This is a genomic window from Francisella adeliensis (assembly GCF_003290445.1).
Lineage (GTDB): Bacteria > Pseudomonadota > Gammaproteobacteria > Francisellales > Francisellaceae > Francisella > Francisella adeliensis.
The window spans coordinates 371,864-395,423 of record NZ_CP021781.1 but is presented as its reverse complement, the minus strand read 5'-3'; the positions used below and the strand labels follow the sequence as shown (position 1 = coordinate 395,423).

The window sequence follows — 23,560 nt, the reverse complement described above, 5'->3', positions numbered from 1 at the left end:
TTATAATAACAAAATAAGTAGCTTTAATAGATGCTTATTCTTCCTCTGACGAATGATCGAAGTCCATATCAATACCTAATGCTCTAACTTCATTTCTTAGTACATTAAATGATTCTGGAACATCAACATTCATAGTCAACTTACCATCAACGATATTCTTATACATCTTAGACCTACCTGTAATATCATCTGACTTCACAGTTAACATCTCTCTCAACGTATAAGCAGCACCGTATGCTTGTAGTGCCCAAACCTCCATTTCACCGAATCTTTGGCCACCAAACTGTGCTTTACCACCTAATGGTTGCTGTGTCACAAGACTATATGAACCTGTTGATCTAGCATGCATCTTATCATCAACCAAGTGGTCAAGTTTAAGCATATACATATAACCAACAGTCACAGCTCTATCAAATGCTTTACCAGTACGACCATCAAATAATTTCATCTGACCATTACTAGCAAACCCACCAATTTTTAGAAGCTCTTTAATATCTTCTTCTTTTGCACCATCAAATACTGGTGTTGCAATTGGCACACCATCAGTTAAGTTTTCAGCCATAGCTATAACTTCACTGTCACTTAATGATTTAATATCTGCTTTCTTATCGCCTACAGTGTTGTAAACTTCTTCTAATGTTTTTCTTAGATCATCAGCTTTTTTAGTTTGCTCTAAAGTTTTCTCAATCTTTTTACCGAGACCATAAGAAGCAAGACCCATATGAGCCTCAAGTATCTGACCGATGTTCATCCGCGAAGGAATACCTAATGGGTTCAGACACACATCTACAGGTGTACCATCTTCCATATAAGGCATATCTTCAATTGGTAATACGCGTGAAACCACACCTTTGTTACCATGACGACCAGCCATTTTATCACCTGGCTGAATACGCTTCTTGATAGCCACAAAAACTTTTACAGTTTGTAACACACCAGGAGAAAGCTCACTTGACTGCATAATAGAACGGCGCTTAGTTTCAAACTTAGCATCTACAGCAATTTTTGCTTCATCATAGTATTCTTGAGCTTTACGAACTTTTTCATCAAGCTTTTCATCTTCAAAAGAGATTTCCAACCATTTTGAAAATGGTAATGTTTCTAAAAATTCTTTAGTTAAAATAGCGCCTTTTTTAAGCCCTTTTGCTTTAGAAATCTTAGAACCAACTATATCTTTTTCTACAGAAGATCTTACAACAGATTCTATTACTGCAAATTCTTCATCAAAGTCTTTACGAGCTTTATCAATAAGTTGTTTTTCAATCTCTAATGCTCTTTGGCTCTTACCACCCTTATCGTTTTCAAATACTTGAACTCCGATAACAGTACCACCAGTACTACTTGGCATTCTTAATGAACTATCAGCAACGTTTGAAGCTTTTTCATTAAAAATTGCTCTTAGAAGTCTTTCTTCTGGAGTTAACTGTTGTTCAGCTTTAGGAGTAATCTTAGCAACTAAGATATCACCAGCTTCTACATTTGCACCTATATGAACAATACCAGACTCATCTAATTTAGATAGCCCAGATTCACTCACATTCGGAATATCTGAAGTTATTTCTTCAGGGCCAAGCTTAGTATCACGAGCCACACAAGTAAACTCTTCAATATGGATACTTGTATACTTGTCATCTTTTACAATTCTTTCAGATAATAAAATTGAATCCTCAAAGTTATAACCATTCCATGGCATAAATGCAACCATCAGGTTATGACCAAGTGACAACTCACCAAAGTCAGTAGCAAAACCATCAGCTAATATATCACCAGCTTCAATCTTATCACCAATATTTACTATTGGGCGTTGATTGATACAAGTGTTTTTGTTTGATCTTTTGAACTTAGTTAAGCTATAAATATCTACTAAGTTATTATTCTTAGATTTTTTAGTATTTACCTTAACTACAATTCTATTTGAATCAACTTCTGCAATAGTACCAGGGTTTCTAGCAACGATACAGTTACCTGAATCTCTAGCAACAATCTTCTCCATACCAGTACCAACCATTGGCTTCTCTGATTTTAGAGTAGGTACAGCTTGTCGTTGCATGTTTGCACCCATTAGTACCCTGTTAGCATCATCATGCTCAAGGAATGGGATTAATGCTGCAGCAGCTGAAACCATTTGTTTTGCAGATACATCCATGTACTGAACACGACTTGATTCTGTAAATATAGCTTCACCACCAGAACGACACTGAATTAGCTCATCAACAAAATGGTTTTTATCATCAAGCCTAGTTGAAGCTTGTGCAATTACGAAATTACCTTCATCAATTGCTGATAAATATTCTATTTTATCTGTAACTTTTCCGTTTATAACTTTTCTATAAGGTGCTTCTAAGAAACCATAATCATTTACACGAGCATAACTTGCCAATGAGTTAATTAGACCAATATTTGGACCCTCTGGAGTTTCAATCGGACATAATCTACCATAGTGAGTAGCATGTACATCACGCACTTCAAAGCCTGCTCTATCTCTAGATAAACCACCTGGGCCTAAAGCTGAGATTCTACGCTTATGCGTAACTTCTGACAATGGATTATCTTGATCCATAAATTGTGACAATGCACCAGAAGTAAAGAATTCTTTGATAGCTGCTGTAATTGGTTTAGAGTTTACGATATCTTTAGGCATAAGCTTTTCTTTATTAACTAAAGTCATGCTTTCACGGATACCTTTTTCAACTCTATATAAACCAACTCTAAATTGGTTCTCAACCATTTCACCAACAGATCTTACTCTTCTGTTGCCTAAGTGATCAATATCATCAACACTGCCCTTACCATCACGAATCTTCATCAGCTCTTCAAGAACGCCCATAATGTCGCTGTTTTCAAGCGTATACACATCTTTAGCTACTGAATCATTTCCAAGTCTTGCATTTAGTTTCATTCTACCGATATCAGATAAACTATATCTACTTTCGATAAAGAACAAACCTTCAAACAAAGCCTTCACAGAAGCTGCTGCTGGAGGATCACCAGGTCTTAATACCTTATATATTTCAACTAAAGCTTCATCAGTGTTTTTTGTCAAATCATGCTTAAGCGTATCAGATATATATCTACCTCTTTCAGTAGTAATAAAATCTATAACATCTATTTCAAGCATACCATTAGTAACACAGTTCTCCAATAAAGACTCTGTCACATCATCGTTTGCATATGCAATAACTTCACCCGTTGCTTCATTTATCATGTCTTTAGCAATACGAAGCGTACTTACTAGATCAAGATCAATAGCAGCTGAATCAACACCTGCATCTGTAATCTTTTTAATATCTCTAGTAGTTAGTTTTTTATTTTTCTTAACTAAAATCTTGTCATCTTTATCAAAGATGTCAAATTTAAGAACTTCACCTTTCATTTGTGAAAGATTATCAAGCTTAAGACCAAAACCTTTTGAATCAATCTTGATAGTTTTAGTATCAGAATAATACTTAAGTATATCTTCTTGTGTTAAACCTAAAGCTTTTAACACAACTGTAGCACATATCTTTCTCTTTCTATCTATACGCGCCCATACAATACCTTTTGAGTCAAATTCAAAGTCCAACCATGAACCTCTGTATGGAATTATGCGAGCAGAAAAAGCCCCTTCTTCTGAATCATCTTTACTAAAGAATACACCAGGAGATCTATGTAATTGTGATACCACAACTCTTTCAGTACCATTAATAATAAAAGTACCATTTGTTGTCATTAATGGGATATCACCCATATAAACATATTCTTCGCGAATATCTTCAACAACCTTTTCATTTGGAAGTGCCTCTTTATTATATACAACCAATCTCAGTTTCACATTAAGAGGCGCATCATAAGTAGCTCCACGAATTTGACATTCATCTCCGTCAAATGTTGGTAAACCTACTTGATAGTCAACATAATGAAGTTCATACTGACCATTTTTGCTCTCAACAGGAAAAGACTGTTTTAGCACTGTTTCTAAACCGGAATGCACTTTACCTTTAGCTTTATCAGCATTAAGGAACTTTTTATAAGACTCTGTCTGTATAGAAAGTAAATAAGGAACATCCAAAATATGAGGTAAAACCCCAAACTCTTTACGAATTCTTTTTTTCTCAGCGTATGAGTAAGACATCAAAAAACCCTTAAGATTTTGTTTACAAAAAACAAAAAGCAAATACGAATATATTTGCACCAATTTATATTTAAACCACTAAAACTATCTTTTTAGTTAGACACTATTTAGTGACTTAAATACATGTATCTTTCAATACTAGAAAGACTAGGGGCCAAATTAATGACCACTAGCCTATATTTCTAAAAACTAATTTCTAGAATATTCTTATTTAAGCTCAACAGTAGCGCCAGCTTCTTCAAGTTGCTTCTTAAGCTCTTCAGCTTCTTCTTTAGCAGCACCTTCTTTTACTGTGAAAGGAGTACCTTCTACAGCAGCTTTTGCTTCTTTAAGACCTAAGCCAGTTGCCGCTCTTACCGCTTTAATAGCAGCAATTTTGTTTGATCCAGCACCAGTTAAAACAACATCAAAGTCAGTCTTCTCTTCTGCAGCTTCAGCAGCAGCAGGGCCAGCAACTGCAACAGCAGCAGCGGCAGATACACCAAACTTCTCTTCCATCATTGAAACTAAATCACATACATCCATTACACTCATGTCTGCAACAGCGTTTAAAATATCTTCTTTTGTTATAGCCATTTTATAAGCTCCTTTATTTATTTATCAACTAATATTATTTACCATCTTCAACAGTAGCAAGCCGTTATTCAGCCTGTATTGAAACCTCTTTAAGAGTTCTAGCAAGCTTAGTAACCGGCGCTTGCATAACATTAAGCAATATTGCAAGAGCCTCATCCTTAGTAGGAATTTTAGCAAAGTCATCCAATTTCTCTGGACCATATAACTCACCTTCCATAACTAAATTCTTAACTTCGAAAGACTTATGGTCTTTTTGGAAGTTTTTGAATAGCTTAGCTGATGCGCCTGGCGATTCCATAGAAAGAGCAAGAACAAGAGGACCGACTAAAGCGTCATCAAGACACTCAAAGTCAGTTCCTTTAATTGCTAAACGTGCTAAGTTGTTGCGTACAACTCTTAAATAAACTCCAGATTTACGAGCTTCAACTCTTAATGAAGTCATTTCATTAACTGTTAAACCACGATAATCTGCTACTGCTGCAGACAATGCTGAGGATACCTGTTCAGCAACTTCAGCAACAATCGCCTTTTTGTCCTCTATTCTAAGTGCCATAATCGACTCCTTATTTTATTGTCTACACACTTCATTTACTTATTAACACGATATTTAAAAAACCAAATTGGTTGATTCAACATCGTCTGCGTAGGATAACTATTAAGTCAAGCAAGCTCGACTCCTACGGTCTCTGAACGCTGTATTTTCATACAACCCAAAGAAATTCAAAGCATCATTCTATATAGTTAAATCTGAAAAGTCAAGAGAAATTCCTGGACCCATAGTACTAGATACAGAAACTTTTTTCAGATATACACCTTTAGAAACAGATGGCTTTGCTTTTTTCAAATCAACTAACAAATGCTCTAAGTTTTGAACTAGCGCTTCTGTGCTGAAATTAACTTTACCAATAGTAGTATGTACAATACCCGCTTTGTCAACACGATATCTAACCTGACCAGCTTTAGCATCTTTAACTGCTTTAGCTACATCCATAGTTACCGTACCAACTTTAGGATTAGGCATAAGACCTTTAGGGCCAAGGATTTGACCTAATTGACCTACAACTCTCATCGCATCTGGAGATGCCACTACAACATCAAAATCCATGTTACCTTTTTTAACTTCGTCAGCTAAATCTTCCATACCAACAACATCTGCTCCAGCTTCTTTAGCTGCTTCTGCTGCAGGACCTTTAGCAAATACTGCAACTCTTACAGATTTACCAGTACCATTAGGAAGTACAGACGCACCTCTAACTACTTGATCAGATTTACGTGGATCTACACCCAAAGCAACTGAAACATCTACCGCCTCAACAAACTTAACAGAAGTAAGCTCTTTTAAGATACCAAATGCTTCATTAGCAGAATACTTTTTTTCAGCTTCAACTTTAGCAGCGATATTTTTCATTCTTTTAGATAATTTAGACATTATTCAACTCCCTCAACTTTTACACCCATACTACGAGCAGAACCAGCAATAATTCTTACAGCAGCATCTATATCAGCAGCTGTTAAATCAGGATCTTTTACTTTAGCAATTTCTTCTAATTGCTCACGAGTAATAGTACCAACCCATTCTTTTGAAGGTGTTGAAGAACCAGACTTTACATTGATCGCTTTTTTAATCAAGAAAGATGCTGGCGGTGTTTTCATCTCAAACGTGAAACTTCTGTCACTATATACAGAGATTTCAACTGGTACTGGTGCGCCTGGCTCCATACCTTGAGTCTTAGCATTGAACTCTTTACAGAATCCCATAATATTAACACCATGTTGACCTAGAGCAGGACCAATTGGTGGGCTTGGGTTCGCTTTACCAGCTGCAACCTGTAATTTAATAATAGCTTCTATTTTTTTCTTAGCCATTTTTTTCTCCATTTAGTAGGTTAATAGCGCTTATGTCAATGCACAAGCTCCCTGTGCCTTAGTCAATAAAACTAAGACTCTTTTTCAACTTGTGAAAACTCAAGCTCTACTGGCGTAGATCTACCAAAGATAGACACTGCAACCCTCAATCTTGACTTCTCGTAGTTAACTTCTTCTACCACACCTGTAAAGTCATTAAATGGTCCCTCAAGAACCCTAACAACCTCACCGACTTGGTAAGATTTTCTTAGACGCGGCTCCGCATCTTCAACATTTGCTTGCATGAAACCAAATATTCTTTCAACCTCTGGCTTACTCAAAGGAATAGGCTTCCCTCTAGAACCAATAACAGTTAAAACTCTAGGGACAGCCTTCACAACATCCCAAGCTTCCGTAGTTAGCTTAGCTTCAATCAAAACATACCCTGGAAAGTATTTCCTTTCAGACTTACGCTTTTGACCGCCACGCATCTCTACCACATGCTCTGTTGGCACTAAAATACGACCAAAACTATGCTGCAACTCATTTATCTCTATGTTTTCTTCAAGCTGAGTTTTAACCCTTTTCTCATAACCTGAATGAACTTGAACAACATACCACAACATACCTGGCTTTGTCATCGGTTCAGAATTATCTTCATTTTGAGCAGAATCCACTACAATATTTTTATTATTTTCTTCAGACATTATATAAAACCCTTAATTAACCTAAGAAATATTGGATGAAGTTTTCAAAAATCATACCAAATATAGATATCAATATTGCAAAAATGATAACTACCACAATCACCATTGCACTAATTGTCATAGTTTCCCTTCTTGTAGGCCAAACAACTTTTGCCAACTCTAACTTAGAAGCATTAAAGAACGACCAAAAACGACGTCCTTGATTAGTAAACCTAGCAACAACCAACGAAACTAAAACAACCACTACAGCTATAGATGTATTATATGCACCAAGATTGAGACCTAACACCTCAGAATACATTGTTATAGCAACGCCAAAAACTACTATTGCCATAGTTATTAACCAAAGAAACGTATTAGCTCCCTTTGAAATAGTAGAGAGCTCAGTGGGCTTAGTTGCACCACTAACCCACACTTTATCATTAATGTTTTGACTTTTTTTCACTAAATAAATCCTTTATAGAGAGTTTTGTAAATTTAGATTATTAAAATTTGTAGCCTATAAAATACCATAACGAGAATATAATAGCAAGAAAATAAAAAAGGCGGTGTACAAATAAATGCACACCGCCTTAATTATTTGGCAGGCCAGGAGGGACTCGAACCCCCAACTTGCGGTTTTGGAGACCGCTGCTCTACCAATTGAACTACTGACCTTATGTTTTTTTAAATTCTAGCGATTAAGCAAGAATTTTAGCAACAACACCAGCACCAACTGTTCTTCCGCCTTCACGGATTGCGAAACGAAGACCTTCTTCCATCGCAATAGAGTTGATTAGTGTTACTTCCATTTTGATGTTATCACCAGGCATAACCATTTCAACACCTTCTGGAAGCTCACAAGCACCAGTTACATCCGTAGTACGGAAGTAGAATTGAGGTCTATAACCTTTGAAGAATGGAGTATGTCTACCACCTTCTTCTTTAGATAACACATATACTTCAGCTTCGAACTTAGTATGAGGAGTAATTGAACCTGGCTTACATAAAACTTGACCACGCTCAACATCATCTCTCTTAAGACCACGAACTAGTACACCAACGTTATCACCAGCTTCTCCACGATCAAGAAGCTTACGGAACATTTCAACACCAGTTACAGTAGTTTTTTGAGTTGGACGAATACCAACAACTTCTACTTCGTCACCAACATTTACAACACCACGCTCAACACGGCCAGTAACAACAGTACCACGACCTGAAATTGAGAATACATCTTCTATTGGAAGAATGAATGGCTTATCTGTATCACGCTCTGGAGCTGGGAAGTAGTCATCCATCGCTGCTACAAGATCAACGATTTTGTTCACATACTCTTCTTCGCCTTCTAATGCTTTAAGCGCAGAACCCATTACGATTGGAGTATCGTCACCAGGGAACTCGTATTGATCAAGAAGTTCACGAACTTCCATTTCAACTAACTCTAAAAGCTCTTCATCATCAACCATGTCACATTTGTTTAAGAAAACAACGATATATGGCACACCAACCTGGCGAGATAAAAGGATATGCTCACGAGTCTGTGGCATAGGTCCATCTGCAGCAGAACATACCAAGATAGCGCCATCCATTTGAGCAGCACCAGTGATCATGTTTTTTACGTAATCCGCGTGACCAGGACAGTCAACGTGAGCGTAGTGTCTGCTTGGAGACTCATACTCTACGTGAGATGTATTAATTGTTATACCACGCGCTTTTTCTTCCGGTGCGTTATCGATTTCAGCAAAATCTCTAACTTCTGAACCGTTTTTCTCAGCCATTACTTTAGTAATCGCGGCAGTAAGAGTAGTTTTACCATGGTCAACGTGACCAATTGTACCTACGTTTACATGCGGCTTTAGACGTTCAAACTTAGCTTTAGCCATTTTTATTTACTCCATTTTTTTTCAACAAAAAATAAAAATCAAAAAAGTGGTGCTCACAACCAGACTCGAACTGGTGACCTCTCCCTTACCAAGGGAGTGCTCTACCGCTGAGCCATGCAAGCACAATCTCAAGCTTTTTTGATCTACAAATTATACAATATATGTTTAGGTGGAGCGGGTGATGGGAATCGAACCCACACTATCGGCTTGGAAGGCCGAAGTTCTACCATTGAACTACACCCGCATGGTGGAGGGAGCAGGATTCGAACCTGCGAAGGCGGAGCCGTCAGATTTACAGTCTGATCCCTTTGGCCACTCGGGAATCCCTCCCCTAAACTTTGTAATACTATAAGCGTTATTAAATTAAAAATCAAGTGTTTTATACGCGATTTTTATTTAAAAGCCATAGGATAGTTTCTAGGGTGCTTTTATAAAAAAAGTAACCATATAATAGCTTTAGTTTCTGCAAATGTAAAGAGGTTCATTAAAAATAAAACATAAAAAATAATTTCATAAAGAATTCTAATGCCTTTGTGAAATTATACTAATACTATAGCTGTTTTCTTAGGGCGTGTTAATGCCACATAAAACATTTGATTTCTTTCTTTGTGGTTTCGATTAATCTTAAAATCCTTAGTTAAGATAAATACATGATCATATGTTGATCCTTGAACCTTATGACAAGTTACAGCATACCCATAATCCAAATCTTTTGCAATTTGCTTATCTTTTGTACGAGGGTGACCTTCTCGATATGTATACACACTTTGCATCATTAGATTATCTCTACGGAAATTGTAGTACGCTGCCCACTGTTTTTTATCTCCACGAGCAACCTCAACTAAACTGTCATGCAACTCAGCATAATCATGCAAGTTTTTATGATCTTTATAATCTACTACAAATATTTTTTTCTCATCAAAGCCTTTTAAAAACTTTGATTTTTCTAATATTTTAATAGTGTAACCATAAATGCCATGCTTGTTTTTTTGGCGACGCGATACACCAGAAACACGATAATCCGTACAGTTATTTACATAAAAAGGAATCGTTCGAGTACCTTTAACTGTCCGATATCCTGTTAGAATATCTCCTTTTTGCAGTATTTTTTTAGACTCACCAAAAACAATATTCCTAATGATAATATTTGATTGATTGACAGTTTTATTTCGCCAAGCAATAAGTTTTGCATGATTAATATCGTCAAGATACTCTTTAGAAGTAAAAACTTCCACAAGCTTTGCCCTAAAGTCTTCATTCGATGAAAGAGCTAAAACACCTTCTTCAGCATGATTTAAATCAGTTGATAGATCTAATTCAAAGTTTTCATTATCAATGTTATCACGAAGATTGTCATAGATTGAAATTAAAGGATTTGTCTCAGCCTGTCTAACTAAGGTGGTTAGCTCTCGATGATAAATAGTATCAAACGCAAAAACCATACTAGATTCTTGAGAGATTGGAGGTAATTGCGCCTTATCTCCCATAAATATAACCTTAACTCTTGAAAGATTATTTAGTTCTGACTCTATCAATTCAAACAATGCATCATTAATCATACTAGCTTCATCTATTACGATAAGGTTATAATCCTGTATTGTAGATGGCTTGATTTGACCAAACTGTGGTTCATTAGGGTTAAAATCTTCTAGACTCACATCAGGCTGTAAACCCAGCAAAGCATGAATTGTTACACCTTCATACATTGCTGAGCTTGATATAACCTGAAGAGCCTTATTAGTAGGTGCTGAAACAACAGCTCTACCAGCATAATTATCTAAGATTTTTTTTATAACAGTAGTTTTACCAGTGCCTGCATGACCAGATAAAACAAATATTTTTGAGGTGCTTTTTAGAAATTGATGAATATGCTTAATCGCATCTAGCTGCTGGGAGTTTAAGTCAATCTTAGTTCCATTAGCCAAATACAGAATTTCTAAGCTATCAAGTATTTTAGTCTGCACTTATACTCTCTTTATTTACTGGTAACTTTGTAATAACTTTTGCCAATATAAGGTTATTAGCTAAAACTATCTCACCACCATCTGCAGTAGCCAACCGAGTGTATAAGAATCCAATTGAGCTTACCACTCCTACAATCCCACCAAAATCAACAGTTTCACCAACTTCAAAAGGCTTACTAAATGCAAGCATAATTCCAGAGGCAATTATATTGTATGAGCTTTTCAAAGAAATTGAAACTCCAAACACTATGCCTGTTAACATCCCCGTAATAGGCGAAATTGGCACACCTAATCTAGCCAATGCAACGACTATCACAAGCATCAAAAATACGATATTCGCAAAGCTTGCTATCAACTGTGAAACTGTTGAATCATATTTTTCAAGAATTTTGTAAACAAATGACTTAATGTATTTTGATGCAATATAACCCAAAACCAAAATAATTCCTGCTACGACGAGATTAACCCATAAAGAATCACTAATTTCTGCTACTATCATTTCTCTCTTTCCTTATATATCTTTTTGTTTTAGTAAGCACTAGTATAGCAAACACACTCAAAACTATCGAGATTGAAGAACAAATCATCTCTTCTACTAATACATTATAACTATGTTGAAATGTTAAAGCACGAAACATAAACACTATATTATGGACTATAGATAATGCCATGCAAATTGCAAATGCAGAAATACATATTGTAAACCTATATAAAAATGCAGATATAGTAAACAACAATAAAAGTGGGTATACATAAATATGAAGTATATCTATCGATAATTGATAAACATTCGCTACACAATCAGCATCATAGTCTACTGTTGATAGATATATCAACCCAAAAACTATGAAAGTCGCAAATAATATTGGACTATCCTTAGAAAATACTGTACTGGAAAAGGCTATATAACGTCTCTTAGAAAATAACAGTCCCAATATAGTAATAATAGCTGCACCAGAAATAAAACCATCATATGAGAATGTATTTTGTAGAAATATATGTTGAACAATATGTCCGTAAATAGCCAAAGAACTCAAGAAGCCAACAAGACAAAACCAAAACGGAATATCCCAAACTTTTCTTTTAACTACGATAAAATATAATATCACACATGAAGAACACAAAAAAAATGTTAGTATCAATCTAATAAAATCATCTGCAATCATTAGACTATATTGAGTCTCACACATATATTAGAACACCCCCTCTAACCTAAGCAACAAGTATACACCTGTTGCAATCGAACAACCCATCACAGGCCCAACAATCGGCACCCACGCATAGCCCCACTGTGAAGAGCCTTTACCTTGTATTGGCATAATAGCATGAAAAAGCCTAGGACCGAAATCACGAGCTGGATTTATCGCATAGCCTGTAGTACCTCCAAGTGACATACCTATCACAATAACCACAAACGCAACAGGTAGACCACCTAAAGCACCCATATCTATAGGGTAAGCAGTTACAACACTTGGGTCTCCCACATGCATTACCACTCCGTGCATTGTCAATATAGCAAACACAAGTACAAAAGTTCCTATAATTTCACTGGCTAAATTTGATGGTAAATGCTTGATAGCTGGTGAAGTGCAAAAAGTTGCAAGCTTTAAATCAGTATCATCAGTAGCACTATAATGCGGATAATACACTGCCCATACTAAAGCTTGCCCAAGCATAGCTCCAAGTACTTGGCTAACTATAAAAGGTGCCACCCACGCCCAAGAAAACTTACCTGCTAATGCAAGTGCAATGGTTACAGCTGGGTTTAGATGAGCTCCACTTATAGGACCAGCAACAAGCACCCCTAAGAATACTGCCAACCCCCATGCAAATGTGATAACTATCCAGCCACTATTGTGTGATTTAGTTTTGCTCAACACAGCTCCAGCAACTACTCCATTACCAAGAAGTATCAAAATCATTGTACCGATTAGTTCGGCTATGCAAGCTTCTAGCATTTGCGCTCCTTATTTATACAAACTATCCACATCAAAATTCTCGGCAAATTTCTTAAACTGAACAACTTGCTCTTTTTGCCAAGCTCTGCCTTTGCCTAATTCATTTGCGATTAGCTCGGCAACTAGTGGTGCAACTTCAATACTTGCTTTAATGTCTAAGAATGCTGCTCTAGTTCTGCGAGCAAGTACATCCTCTACAGTCTTTGCTTTTTCTGCTCTAGCTTGGTAAATAACTTCTGCTTGATAATATGGTAAATCTTTATGTAGCAAATCAAAGTTATTTAGTTCCTTTTGAATGATTTTAACTTCATCAGCCATACTACCGTATACACTCAAAGGATAATTCTCTTTTGTTTCGCAAGCATCTACAAGCAGCTCACCTGAAGTCTTCGATATTTTCTGTGCTATCTTGCCACTCTCGATATGATCAAGTACATCTTGCCCCATACGCCTGAAAATAGTCCATTTACCACCAACAACTGTTATCAAGCCATTATCTGACTCGACAACCTCATGCTTACGCGAAATCTTAGCAGAATTTTTAGCTTTCTTAGGAGAAACTAATGGTCGTTGCCCACAATAAACTGATTTAATATCATCAACTGTAGCCTTTTCTTTAGCATACTGATTGAATGTCTCTAAGATAAAATCAATCTCTGACTTTTCTGCTCTTGGCTCTAAGCTTGGGGTTTCTTTTTTAATATCTGTAGTACCAATTATTAGATGCTCATGCCATGGTAATATAAACAACACTCTACCATCTTCTGTCTCTGGGATTAAGATTGCGTGTTCTGTTGGGAATTTCTCACGAGCTAAAACAATATGCGTGCCTTGAGCAACAGATACAAATTTATGAGACTCTTTACTTTTTGCAAGACTAATAGTTACATCACTAAAAGTACCTGTAGCATTTATAATATGTTTAGCAGTAAATTCTGTAGTTTCACCACTCAATGTATCTTCTGCCTTTACAGTATCGACCTTGCCATTTTCTGAGCTAGTTATGCTTTTGACTTTACTATAGTTAAGAGCTGTACCACCCTTAGACTCAAAAGTTTTCATTAAAGACACTAATAATCTAGTATCATCAAACTGACCATCATAATACACAAGACTCTTCATAAGCTTAGAGTCATCTATATTTGGTAGTTGTGCTAAAGTTTGTTTCTTGTTGAGATTGTAACTTTTGCCTATCTTGTATTTACCTGATAAAAACTCATATAGTTTTACACCAATAGTGTATTTGATGGTTTCAAAATAACTACGCGTTGGTATAAGGTAAGATTGTCTATTTGTAAGGTGTGGAGCATTATGTAAGAATGAATATCTCTCTTCAAGCCCTTCTTTCACCAAAGCAAAATCAAAGTTTTCAAGATAGCGTAAACCACCATGTATAAGCTTTGTAGATTTGGAGGAAGTACCTTTACCAAAGTCCTGTGCTTCTAAAAGAAGGGTTTTATAGCCTCGTGAAACTGCTTCTACAGCACAACCAAAGCCTGTTGCTCCACCACCAATTATTATTATGTCGTAATTGTTTTTCATTTGTTTATTATTTTCCGTTATATCCGATCATTTTTAAAAAAGTCTTGTCATTCCCACAAAGGTGGGAATCTCTATAATTCGGCTCAAGGCAGTTCTAAATATAGATCCTGTGGTCAATTTATAGGATGACAACTTTTTTGTATTACTCAGCCCAAGCCATACTTCTTTGTACTGCTTTTTTCCAGCCTTTATAATCGTGAGTTACAGTATCTTCATCACGCTCTGGCCTGAACACTTTGTCTGTAGTTAATATAGTTTTTAGCTCTTCCTTGTCTTTCCAAAAACCAGTAGCAAGACCAGCTAAAAATACCGCTCCAAGACCTGTAATTTCATTAATCTTCGGTTTAGTGATATTTGACTGTAAAATATCTGCTTGGAATTGCATTAGGAAACTATTTTGTACTGCACCTCCATCTACGCGCAGACCTTGTAAATCAAGGCCCGTGTCTTTTTTCATACAATCAAGCACATCTTTTGCTTGGTATGCAACTGCTTCAAGTGCTGCTCTGATGATATGCTCACGCCTTGTATCTCGAGTAATACCCACAATAGTGCCTCGAGCATACATATCCCAATATGGTGTCCCAAGACCTACAAAAGCTGGCACTAAATACACACCATCTGTAGAGTCAATTTTTGTCGCATAATACTCACTATCTTCTGCAGAACGAATAAGTCCTAGCCCATCACGAATCCACTGAATAACTGCGCCAGCTATAAATACACTACCCTCAAGTGCATAAGTTGGCTTACCATCTTCTGCCCATGCAATAGTTGTAAGAAGTCCCGCATCAGAGAAAACTGGCTTATCGCCAACATTCATAAGCGCAAAACACCCTGTACCATAGGTATTTTTTGCCGAACCTTTCTCAAAACAACAGTGTCCAAAAAGTGCCGCTTGTTGGTCTCCTGCAACACCTGCTATAGGAATCCTTGCCCCACCTAAAGTACTTTCATGAGTATAACCAAAATCACCACTTGAAGATCTAACCTCTGGTAACATTGATTCTGGGATACCAAGATGTTCTAAAATTTTCTTATCCCACTTAAGCGTATTGATATTAAAAAGCATAGTTCTTGAAGCATTTGAATAATCTGTGGCGTGAACCTCGCCTTTTGTTAGGTTCCAAATTAGCCAAGTATCAATCGTTCCAAATAGCAAATCTCCATTTTCAGCTTTTTCTCTAACTCCTTCAACATTATCTAATATCCACTTAACTTTTGTCGCAGAAAAATAAGCATCTACAAGTAAACCAGTATTTTTGCGTATATATTCGGTGAACTCTTTATCTTTGTTTATTTCATCACAGATACGAGATGTTCTACGGCACTGCCACACAATTGCATTATATACTGGTTGACCGGTATTTTTATCCCAAACAACAGTCGTCTCTCTTTGGTTTGTAATACCTATAGCCGCAATATCTCTAGGAGAAACTCTAGCATACTCTAATGCTTCTCGAACAATACTACTTTGAGATGCCCATATCTCCATAGGATCATGCTCTACCCAACTACTTTGCGGGTATATCTGGGTGAACTCTTTTTGAGCTATCTTTCTTATGTTACCTTGCTTATCAAATATAATTGCTCGTGAACTAGTAGTTCCCTGATCAATTGCTAGAATAAATTTTTCTGACATGAAATTACCTTTTGAATATTGTATAAACTATATAGATTATATAACTATGGTCTTAAAAAACCGAATAAAAAAATTACTTTATTGTTTTTCTTCCTTAATAAAGAAGGCAAGTAGTAACGATATAGCCATTAATATCGGCAAAATCAAAAGAGCTATCTTAAATGATTGAAGCTCCCCAAAGCCATAATCTTTTAGCGTTGAAACCATAAACCCAACAAACGGCTGTAATACAGCCCCGCTTAATGGAATAAAAAGATTTACTATTGCTAGGCCTGTAGCTATATACATTGGACTAACTTGAGAGCGTAAAATTGTGAAATTAAGCACATGTACAGCCTGCATTCCACCCCACAATACACAAAGTAGGCACATCAAAACTGGATTTACATGAAGGTAAACAATTGCAATAACTATAAAAAATCCAAGAACAGATGCTACGATAAGTAACAACTTTTCTTTATTGAGAATAGTTGCTATCACTCCCCATAATGGGCTAAATATAGCAATGCCCACAAACACCATAGAAGCAGCAAGACCTGCATATTGCTCAGAGTAACCATCTAAACTCAGAAACCTATAACTCCACAAGTCAGCGAAAAGTGCTGTTGTACCATAAATTGTAAAACAGAAGAAACCATTCAGTAAAATCTGTTTAATTTTAAATACAACAGGAATATCTTCTACTTTAGTGTGTGTATCAGCCAAAATATCTGTGTCTTTTTGATTATGAGGCTCTTCTCTTGGAATGAAGAGAAACACACAAACAAATAAAATCATCGATACAATGAATATGCCAGCCATAATTACTTGAATACTATAATGACTTGCTAATATTACAAGAGGTAATCCTGTCAAAGTTCCTGCTCCATACATAAGCATTTGAGTAGCACCAGTAAACATTGGGAATAGTCTTGATGGAAGCCAAATAGCTATAGCCTTTAGTGAGCATAAAAATGCAAATCCTGCGCCAAATCCAGCTAAAACTCTGTATAGTATCAAGTACTGCTCAGATGTGGATAATGTAGCTACGAGTAAACCCATAGAAAACAAAAACGTACTACCGAGCATCACCTTTTTGATACCAAACTTATCTATAAGAATACCCGCGGGTAATTGTGATGCCACATAAGCCCAGTAAAATGCCGAACTAAAAACTCCTATTTCGCCTGGTGAAAGACTATACGGAGCCATAGAATAGCTGTGAAATAGTGAATTACCTGATGCTCTGACTATAAATTCAAGTGCATAAAAAAATGCACATAAAAACCAAACTATAAAGCCTATCTTTGTAACCTTTTGCATTTAAGCTTCCAATCAATAAAATATTGTAATGATTATGCTGTAAAAACTGGTATATGTAAATAATACTAAAACCTAAAAATTCCACTCAAACCCAGCTTTTAGCATTTTAGAACCCTGATATTGAGCTCCATCAAACCCTGAAAACATATTTGTATTTTCTGCCATCTCTCCTGTGAGGTTATATTGTTCCTCAAAAAGCAGCCCAAAACTATCCGATACATTATATCTAGCTCCAGCTCTAGTTCCAGCAAAAGCGGCGATACGATCTCCTGGATCATATACTCCGCCCGTGTTATTTAACTCATAAGGTGATGCCCCTAAAACTGTACCACCATAAAGCTCAAATTTGTCATCCAACATTTTCTTAGTAAGTTTTGTTTCTTGGGTATAAAATTTAGAACTTTTAATTCCACCACTAGAACCTTTTGCAACCAAATTAGTTGAACTCGTATAACTATCAAGAACCAAATCATCAGCGATATCAACACCTTCAGAATCAACATCACCCATAAATATTGAAGAATTGTCTCTATCTATAACCTCATTACCTCTTTCATCACTACTACGATAAAAAGAATTATTTCCTGAAAGATAATATTTCCCTGTTTTAGGATTGTAATTATTCTCACCAAACCCATTTGCAAAAAATATAGTTACAGAAAATAAATATATAATTTTTTTCATGAAATCCCAATTACTCCGACATTAGAGATAAGTTATATTATAAAACATTAATCATGAAAATAAATTTTTTAGACAAATTAAATAGAAATATTAGATGGCAATCGGCATAAAGATTATTGATTAATAAAAATTAATTAGACAAAAATACTTTAAAAAGATAAGTTTAAAGATAGTTATTACTTTAGTCCCTTTATCTTATTATGCACAAGATTAGAATATTTTTCATACTACTTATTGGAATAAGCTTTTATTGTTATGAGTTTTTTTTAAGAATTCTTACAGGAGCATATCAAGAACAAATAGTAGAATATTTCCACATCCAGAGTCATATTGGGTTTTCATTTCTAGTATCAAGCTACAACATTACATATTTACTTATGCAGGTACCTGCTGGAATACTACTTGATAGATTTGGCAGTAAGAAAGTCTTAATCGTAGCTACACTAATCTGTGGGATTGGTAACATATTATTTATTGTAGGAGGTTTTGAGCTAGCAATAGTTGGTAGATTGCTAGTAGGTATCGGTTCATCATTTGCTTTTATTGGTGTATTAAAACTAACCCTAGAGAACTTTGATAGCAAATATTTTGCACTAGTAACAAGTATTATCATCTCACTAGGCACTCTTGCTGCTGCTTTTTCACAAAACATTAGTGTCTATATTTCAAACTATGATATTTCATGGTTAAGTATTTTCATCTACTCCGGTGTATTTGCTATACCTTTAGCAATACTATTTCAAATCTTACTACCAAAACAAAACCAGTCTATACAGATGATGCCAAACTTTTCAAAGATATTTACTATAAGTAAAAAGTTATTGGCCAGTAAACCTTTGTGGAGTAATGCTACATGGGCAGGTCTTGTTTATATACCTACCGTAGTGCTAACATCTCAGTACGGTGTGCTTTATTTCAAGAACATTTATGGTTTTGACACTTTTTATAGCGCCAGTTTAATTACTGCTTTATTTATGGGTTGGGTAGTGTTCTCCCCACTAAAAATTGTCTTGTGTGAAAGATTCTCTACAACTAAAATAATTAATATTTCTATGCTTTTAGCTATAGCTGTTACTATAATTTTTAGCTTGGGATTACTAAAAAATCATGTTTTGATTATAACTTTTTTATTTGGAGCTTTTTCAGCTTCTCAGGTATTAGTCTGGTACTACTTTGGCAAGATTTGTCCAAAAAATGTTGCAGCTGTTGGAATTGCAATCACAAATATGATAATCACACTAGTAACAGAATTAGGTCAATTAAGCACTGGTGCTTTTATGGACTTAGGAAATAAATTAAACATCAGCAATAGCACATCTATATCAATAACTTTTGTGGTGTTTTTCATACTAGGGTTAGTTATGCTGGCATATATGACTAAGAAATATATAAAAGACTAGCTGTTCATTTTATTAAAAGATGTAGCTATATCTAATATTTCATCAAGCCTTTCATCAGTATCTGCAATTACTAAAATCATGATTTTCTGGTTTAAGTCCAAATTACCTATACAGGTAATAATCACACCTTCTTCATCACCATACTTATAATCAATATCATTTGCTTTAAGATAATCATAGTAATCATTAATACCAGCACCTTTTGGAACTGGAACATTATTATGACCAACCCATGGCTTACTCTCACCATTTCGCAATTCATGAGCTAAAAACCCGGCATATATAGCGCCTGTTTGGCGAGCATTTACTTCTAAAACATAAGGAACTATCTCTCCATTAATCTCCCTTATTAGAAGATCAACACCCATAACACCTCTAGCTCCCATACTACGTAAAATCTCAGTAACTTGATCACACACTTCTATTACAGCTGGCTCATCACTGAACTGCGACTTATATTTATTACCTAAATGTGTTTGTCCATCAAGCATTTGATCACTTAAGCCTAAACAAATGTCTTGCTCTTTCGTATCTCCTATACACACTTGAAATGCTGGTGAACCTACGTTATCTAACCAAGGATCTACCATAAAAACCTCTACTCTATGCATCAATTCAAGGATATCTCTTAACTCTTTCTCACTTTCAAATCTATGGATTCCATATCCTGAGCAAGCTCTAGGCATTATTACTGCACACTCATATATACCTTGGTTCTCAAACTTTCTGTACATTTTAAGAGCTTTTTTAACATAATTGTCTGTTATAGTTGAAACTATATTTACACTTGGGACTAAAATATCTTTTTCATGTAACATTTGTCTTAAAAAAGATTTATCATTTAAAAATAAAGATAATGACTCTTGTAACCCATATTGTTTAGCGTATTTTATTCCCATAAGCTCAATTGCTGTAGCCGATGTGAATGGCACTAAACTTGTATAGCTTTGATCACTAAATTCTGGGATCTGATCTGCGTAACTCATAACTACAGTTGAAAAACTATGGCGTCCCACACCCTCTAGATATATAAAATTTTCGTCTGTAATATAATCTAATCCAATATCCGAGAAATAATCCAGCATCTGAGTAACTTCATGTTTAGCTGTATCTGGAAGGATTATCTTATGGTCTTTTGCTAAAAGGCAAAGTGTACGTGTAACATAACTACTTACAAATGAACTAACTAAGTCTGCACCATATATATCAGTGGTGTTAGGTATATGAATGGCTTTTTGCCCCCACATCTTTTCAGCTATTGTATTAGTGGTTTTTATGCTCATTTCTCACACCTCTTTTAGTTTTAATAAATCACGTGCTTTGACAACAGAGCTAGTAAATATGCTTGCCATAATTTCCAGCTTATCATCATCTATTTCTAGATTAGCAATGTCATAGTCTTCATCTTCGGTAGTAACTCTTGAAACTAAGTCTTTAGGGATATCAATACATACCGCCGATAACTCACATACCAAGTAATGTGCCACCAAATGCTCTGCTAAAATATATGGCTTATCAAACTGAACCATTATATCTCGAGCCTGAATTTCTCTATATAAGCTCTTAAGAAGCTCTGTTGATGCAAAAATACCATTCCTTGCATCTCCACTAAAAAGTTCTACACTTCTTTTTTCTCCATCTTTATGACTGTTCTTGTATAAGCTTATATATTTTAAAAGATTATCTGGCGTTTCACTTATAGCCTCAGAATATCTCTCTTGAACTATATCTGGTGAATAGCTTGACATTGTATGTAAATCAATAGCTAAAGCATTATAGTTTTTTGCAACTGCTACTACATGGCATAGTTTAGCCATATATGCCTCATACAAATTCACCAATGATTCCTTAAGGTCGGGATGCTTTTCATAGTCAACAATGTTGCGAATACAGTTTGGATATAATCTACCGGCGTCTAGCACTGATCTTGGAAATGACGGCTCAAACACAAGTGTACAAATACCATGCTCACGAAAAAGTTTGGCAGCTATTTGATGACTTAAAGTATGAGTCCCAAAGTCATACTCTATCGATAGAAAATCTTCAAAATCTTTTTTCTTCAAACCTACTTTATCGATAAGCTCTGGATAATCAACCTCAATAAAGTTTTTACCAAGCTCTGCATGAGGACAAGTGATTAAAAGATCGAATCTCAAATCCTCTCTTGTATAAAAAGACAATGTCGATGCTTCATAGTGCTTAGTATAAAATGGGGTATTATTTCCAGTCATATAAGATAGTGTCTCAATTTTTATTATTTCAGCTAATTTAAATTGATTATAACAACTATAAAACTAATAATAAATTTTAAAATTATCTATAATACAAACATACAAATATCTAAAATATAAAAAACATGGCTATAAAAAAGAAAAAAGAAGGATCAATACTGAGCTTTCTAGTAGTTTCATTTGCAAGTTTCTTTGCTGTTTTTATGTTAGTAATATCAATTTTTAGTTTTTATCAAATAAAGCATCAAAACGATGCCTTATTTGATTATCAGCTAAAAACTGCTGCTCAAGTTATTGAAACTATTTTAAAAGTCTATCCTTTAGAGGAGCATGAAGATGCTAAACATATGATGATTGATAAAATTTCGACATCATTCCTAAATATTAAAAACTACAATCAAAGTGTAGGCTTTATTGTGTATAACCGTAAACAGAGAAAGTTAATTCTTAAAACATCTAATCTCCCTGTATTTAGAAAAAATTATGATGGAATTACTTCAACAACTGGGTTTGAATGGGTTTATACTGATAGCGATGGCAACCAAAAACACTGGTATACATACAGCTTAAAAACAGATAATGGTAATTTCATCACAGTCTTTGCTAATAATGCAGTAAAAGATAAAATTTCTCGACAAATAATTCTCAAATTTGCAGTGCTTCTTGCATCCACTTATATAATACTAATTGCTTTTATATATTACATACTAAGAACAGCTCTTCATCCACTTGAGCGTATAAACCGTAGAGTTGGACGTATAAACCGTAGAGTTGGACGTATAAACCCACGTAAAAATGAAAAGTTAGATGATGACATTGTCCCCTATGAAATTAAGCCTCTTGTTGAGCAAATTAACTCTTTGATAAGCAAGTTCCACCAAACTCTTGAACGAGAAAAGAGGTTTTCGGGAGATGCTGCACATGAGCTTAAAACACCGATTGCCGGTGTAAAGACTCTTGTCGAGATAGCGTTAGGTTCTGATGATATCGATGAAATAAAAGTCAGATTAAATAGAATTAAAAGCTCAACAAATAGATATTCTCACATTATTGACCAGCTTTTAACTTTGACTAGAATTCAGCCAAATGAACAAATCACATTTGCCAAAAAGCTAATGATAAATAAAGTACTTGAGATACTTATTGCTGAAAATGCCATAAAAGCTATAGAAAAAGACATAGAAATATCTTTCCACCCTAGTGAGCATGATATTTACTGCTATAGCAATGACTACCTGCTTGGAATTCTCTTTAAAAACCTGATTTCAAACGCAATAAAATATACTGAAAATGGTGGTCTTGTTGAGGTTTATTCTCATCTTGAAAACAATGAAATAGTTGTCGAAGTCAAAGATAACGGAATTGGTGTGCCTCCAGAAAATATTAATCGAATCTTTGATAGATTTTATCGTGAAACTGGAACAGGAGAAGAAGGTAGTGGTCTTGGGCTTGCTATTGTCACAGAGATTGTCCGACTACATCATGGACATATAGTAGTTAAAAACAACCCAGACAAAGGTATAACTGTAACTGTTAGAATACCTGTTGAGCATAATAATATAGTAGACGAAGATGAAAACCTACAAGATAATCTAAAGTAGCAGGAGTATAATAAAACTCTGTGTCATGATTTATTGATCACATATTATTAATCTAAATCATCTTTCAACCTCTCCTTAAAATGAATAGTAGACTATTATCGTTAGAGAATCATCTCTAGTTTTGTAAGAGTT

General features: G+C 35.3%; 20 protein-coding genes and 4 tRNA genes. 2 read left to right on the top strand and 22 right to left on the bottom strand.

What is annotated here, in order from left to right; all coding sequences use genetic code 11:
• Nucleotides 1–34: 34 nt before the first annotated feature.
• From rpoB to CDH04_RS01890, 20 genes are all read right to left on the bottom strand, one after another.
• Nucleotides 35–4,111 (bottom strand): DNA-directed RNA polymerase subunit beta, encoded by a 4,077-nt coding sequence (gene rpoB / locus CDH04_RS01985; protein WP_112869434.1) that lies wholly within the window; start codon nucleotides 4,109–4,111, stop codon nucleotides 35–37.
• Between the two features lie 207 nt (nucleotides 4,112–4,318).
• The gene (gene rplL / locus CDH04_RS01980; protein ID WP_112869433.1) at nucleotides 4,319–4,687 is read right to left on the bottom strand and encodes a 50S ribosomal protein L7/L12; all 369 of its coding nucleotides are present in this window, start codon (nucleotides 4,685–4,687) and stop codon (nucleotides 4,319–4,321) included.
• A gap of 64 nt (nucleotides 4,688–4,751) precedes the next feature.
• The gene (gene rplJ, locus CDH04_RS01975; protein ID WP_112869432.1) at nucleotides 4,752–5,240 is read right to left on the bottom strand and encodes a 50S ribosomal protein L10; all 489 of its coding nucleotides are present in this window, start codon (nucleotides 5,238–5,240) and stop codon (nucleotides 4,752–4,754) included.
• 180 nt (nucleotides 5,241–5,420) lie between these two features.
• The gene (gene rplA, locus CDH04_RS01970) at nucleotides 5,421–6,116 is read right to left on the bottom strand and encodes a 50S ribosomal protein L1 (protein WP_112869431.1); all 696 of its coding nucleotides are present in this window, start codon (nucleotides 6,114–6,116) and stop codon (nucleotides 5,421–5,423) included.
• Nucleotides 6,116–6,553, bottom strand: a complete 438-nt coding sequence (gene rplK, locus CDH04_RS01965) for a 50S ribosomal protein L11 (protein ID WP_112869430.1) — start codon at nucleotides 6,551–6,553, stop codon at nucleotides 6,116–6,118. Before rplK ends, rplA begins: the two co-directional genes overlap by 1 nt.
• Before the next feature lie 71 nt (nucleotides 6,554–6,624).
• The gene (gene nusG / locus CDH04_RS01960) at nucleotides 6,625–7,158 is read right to left on the bottom strand and encodes a transcription termination/antitermination protein NusG (RefSeq protein ID WP_112870859.1); all 534 of its coding nucleotides are present in this window, start codon (nucleotides 7,156–7,158) and stop codon (nucleotides 6,625–6,627) included.
• A 97-nt stretch (nucleotides 7,159–7,255) separates the two neighbouring features.
• Nucleotides 7,256–7,684, bottom strand: a complete 429-nt coding sequence (secE, locus tag CDH04_RS01955) for a preprotein translocase subunit SecE (protein ID WP_112869429.1) — start codon at nucleotides 7,682–7,684, stop codon at nucleotides 7,256–7,258.
• A gap of 136 nt (nucleotides 7,685–7,820) precedes the next feature.
• Nucleotides 7,821–7,896: transfer RNA gene (locus CDH04_RS01950), tRNA-Trp, on the bottom strand.
• 23 nt (nucleotides 7,897–7,919) lie between these two features.
• Complete coding sequence (gene tuf / locus CDH04_RS01945; protein WP_112869428.1) at nucleotides 7,920–9,104, bottom strand: elongation factor Tu; 1,185 nt, start codon at nucleotides 9,102–9,104, stop codon at nucleotides 7,920–7,922.
• A gap of 47 nt (nucleotides 9,105–9,151) precedes the next feature.
• Nucleotides 9,152–9,226, bottom strand: a tRNA-Thr gene (locus CDH04_RS01940).
• Between the two features lie 48 nt (nucleotides 9,227–9,274).
• Nucleotides 9,275–9,348: transfer RNA gene (locus CDH04_RS01935), tRNA-Gly, on the bottom strand.
• Nucleotide 9,349: 1 nt separating this feature from the next.
• Nucleotides 9,350–9,434, bottom strand: a tRNA-Tyr gene (locus CDH04_RS01930).
• Between the two features lie 209 nt (nucleotides 9,435–9,643).
• Entirely contained in the window at nucleotides 9,644–11,068 is a 1,425-nt protein-coding gene (locus CDH04_RS01925) for an ATP-dependent DNA helicase (RefSeq protein WP_112869427.1), read from the bottom strand.
• Nucleotides 11,058–11,567 (bottom strand): mechanosensitive ion channel domain-containing protein, encoded by a 510-nt coding sequence (locus tag CDH04_RS01920; RefSeq protein ID WP_112869426.1) that lies wholly within the window; start codon nucleotides 11,565–11,567, stop codon nucleotides 11,058–11,060. Before CDH04_RS01920 ends, CDH04_RS01925 begins: the two co-directional genes overlap by 11 nt.
• Nucleotides 11,548–12,258: a hypothetical protein gene (locus CDH04_RS01915; protein ID WP_112869425.1), complete on the bottom strand. Its 711-nt coding sequence runs from the start codon at nucleotides 12,256–12,258 to the stop codon at nucleotides 11,548–11,550. The genes CDH04_RS01920 and CDH04_RS01915 overlap by 20 nt, the downstream gene beginning before the upstream one ends.
• 3 nt (nucleotides 12,259–12,261) lie before the next feature.
• The gene (locus CDH04_RS01910; RefSeq protein WP_112869424.1) at nucleotides 12,262–13,026 is read right to left on the bottom strand and encodes an MIP/aquaporin family protein; all 765 of its coding nucleotides are present in this window, start codon (nucleotides 13,024–13,026) and stop codon (nucleotides 12,262–12,264) included.
• 9 nt (nucleotides 13,027–13,035) lie between these two features.
• Complete coding sequence (locus tag CDH04_RS01905; RefSeq protein WP_112869423.1) at nucleotides 13,036–14,568, bottom strand: glycerol-3-phosphate dehydrogenase/oxidase; 1,533 nt, start codon at nucleotides 14,566–14,568, stop codon at nucleotides 13,036–13,038.
• Nucleotides 14,569–14,710: 142 nt separating this feature from the next.
• A complete protein-coding gene (gene glpK, locus CDH04_RS01900; protein ID WP_112869422.1) occupies nucleotides 14,711–16,210 on the bottom strand; it encodes a glycerol kinase GlpK in 1,500 nt (499 codons plus the stop codon).
• 78 nt (nucleotides 16,211–16,288) lie between these two features.
• Complete coding sequence (locus CDH04_RS01895) at nucleotides 16,289–17,512, bottom strand: MFS transporter (protein ID WP_112869421.1); 1,224 nt, start codon at nucleotides 17,510–17,512, stop codon at nucleotides 16,289–16,291.
• Between the two features lie 72 nt (nucleotides 17,513–17,584).
• Nucleotides 17,585–18,196 carry a hypothetical protein gene (locus CDH04_RS01890; RefSeq protein WP_112869420.1) on the bottom strand — a complete coding sequence of 204 codons (612 nt, stop codon included), beginning with the start codon at nucleotides 18,194–18,196 and terminating at the stop codon, nucleotides 17,585–17,587.
• Nucleotides 18,197–18,396: 200 nt separating this feature from the next.
• On the opposite strand from CDH04_RS01890, the gene CDH04_RS01885 reads away from it, so the two are divergent.
• Nucleotides 18,397–19,596, top strand: coding sequence for an MFS transporter (locus CDH04_RS01885; RefSeq protein WP_112869419.1), 1,200 nt, complete (start codon nucleotides 18,397–18,399; stop codon nucleotides 19,594–19,596).
• Here the strand turns inward: CDH04_RS01885 and CDH04_RS01880 are convergent.
• Both CDH04_RS01880 and CDH04_RS01875 read right to left on the bottom strand, forming a co-directional pair.
• Nucleotides 19,593–20,879, bottom strand: a complete 1,287-nt coding sequence (locus tag CDH04_RS01880) for an ATP-grasp domain-containing protein (RefSeq protein WP_162699178.1) — start codon at nucleotides 20,877–20,879, stop codon at nucleotides 19,593–19,595. The two genes, CDH04_RS01885 and CDH04_RS01880, sit on opposite strands and share 4 nt — an antisense overlap.
• Nucleotides 20,880–20,882: 3 nt before the next feature.
• The gene (locus CDH04_RS01875; protein WP_112869418.1) at nucleotides 20,883–21,827 is read right to left on the bottom strand and encodes a hypothetical protein; all 945 of its coding nucleotides are present in this window, start codon (nucleotides 21,825–21,827) and stop codon (nucleotides 20,883–20,885) included.
• Nucleotides 21,828–21,952: 125 nt separating this feature from the next.
• Between CDH04_RS01875 and CDH04_RS01870 the strand changes: the two genes are divergently transcribed.
• A complete protein-coding gene (locus CDH04_RS01870) occupies nucleotides 21,953–23,428 on the top strand; it encodes a sensor histidine kinase (protein WP_112869417.1) in 1,476 nt (491 codons plus the stop codon).
• The last annotated feature ends 132 nt before the right edge of the window (nucleotides 23,429–23,560 follow it).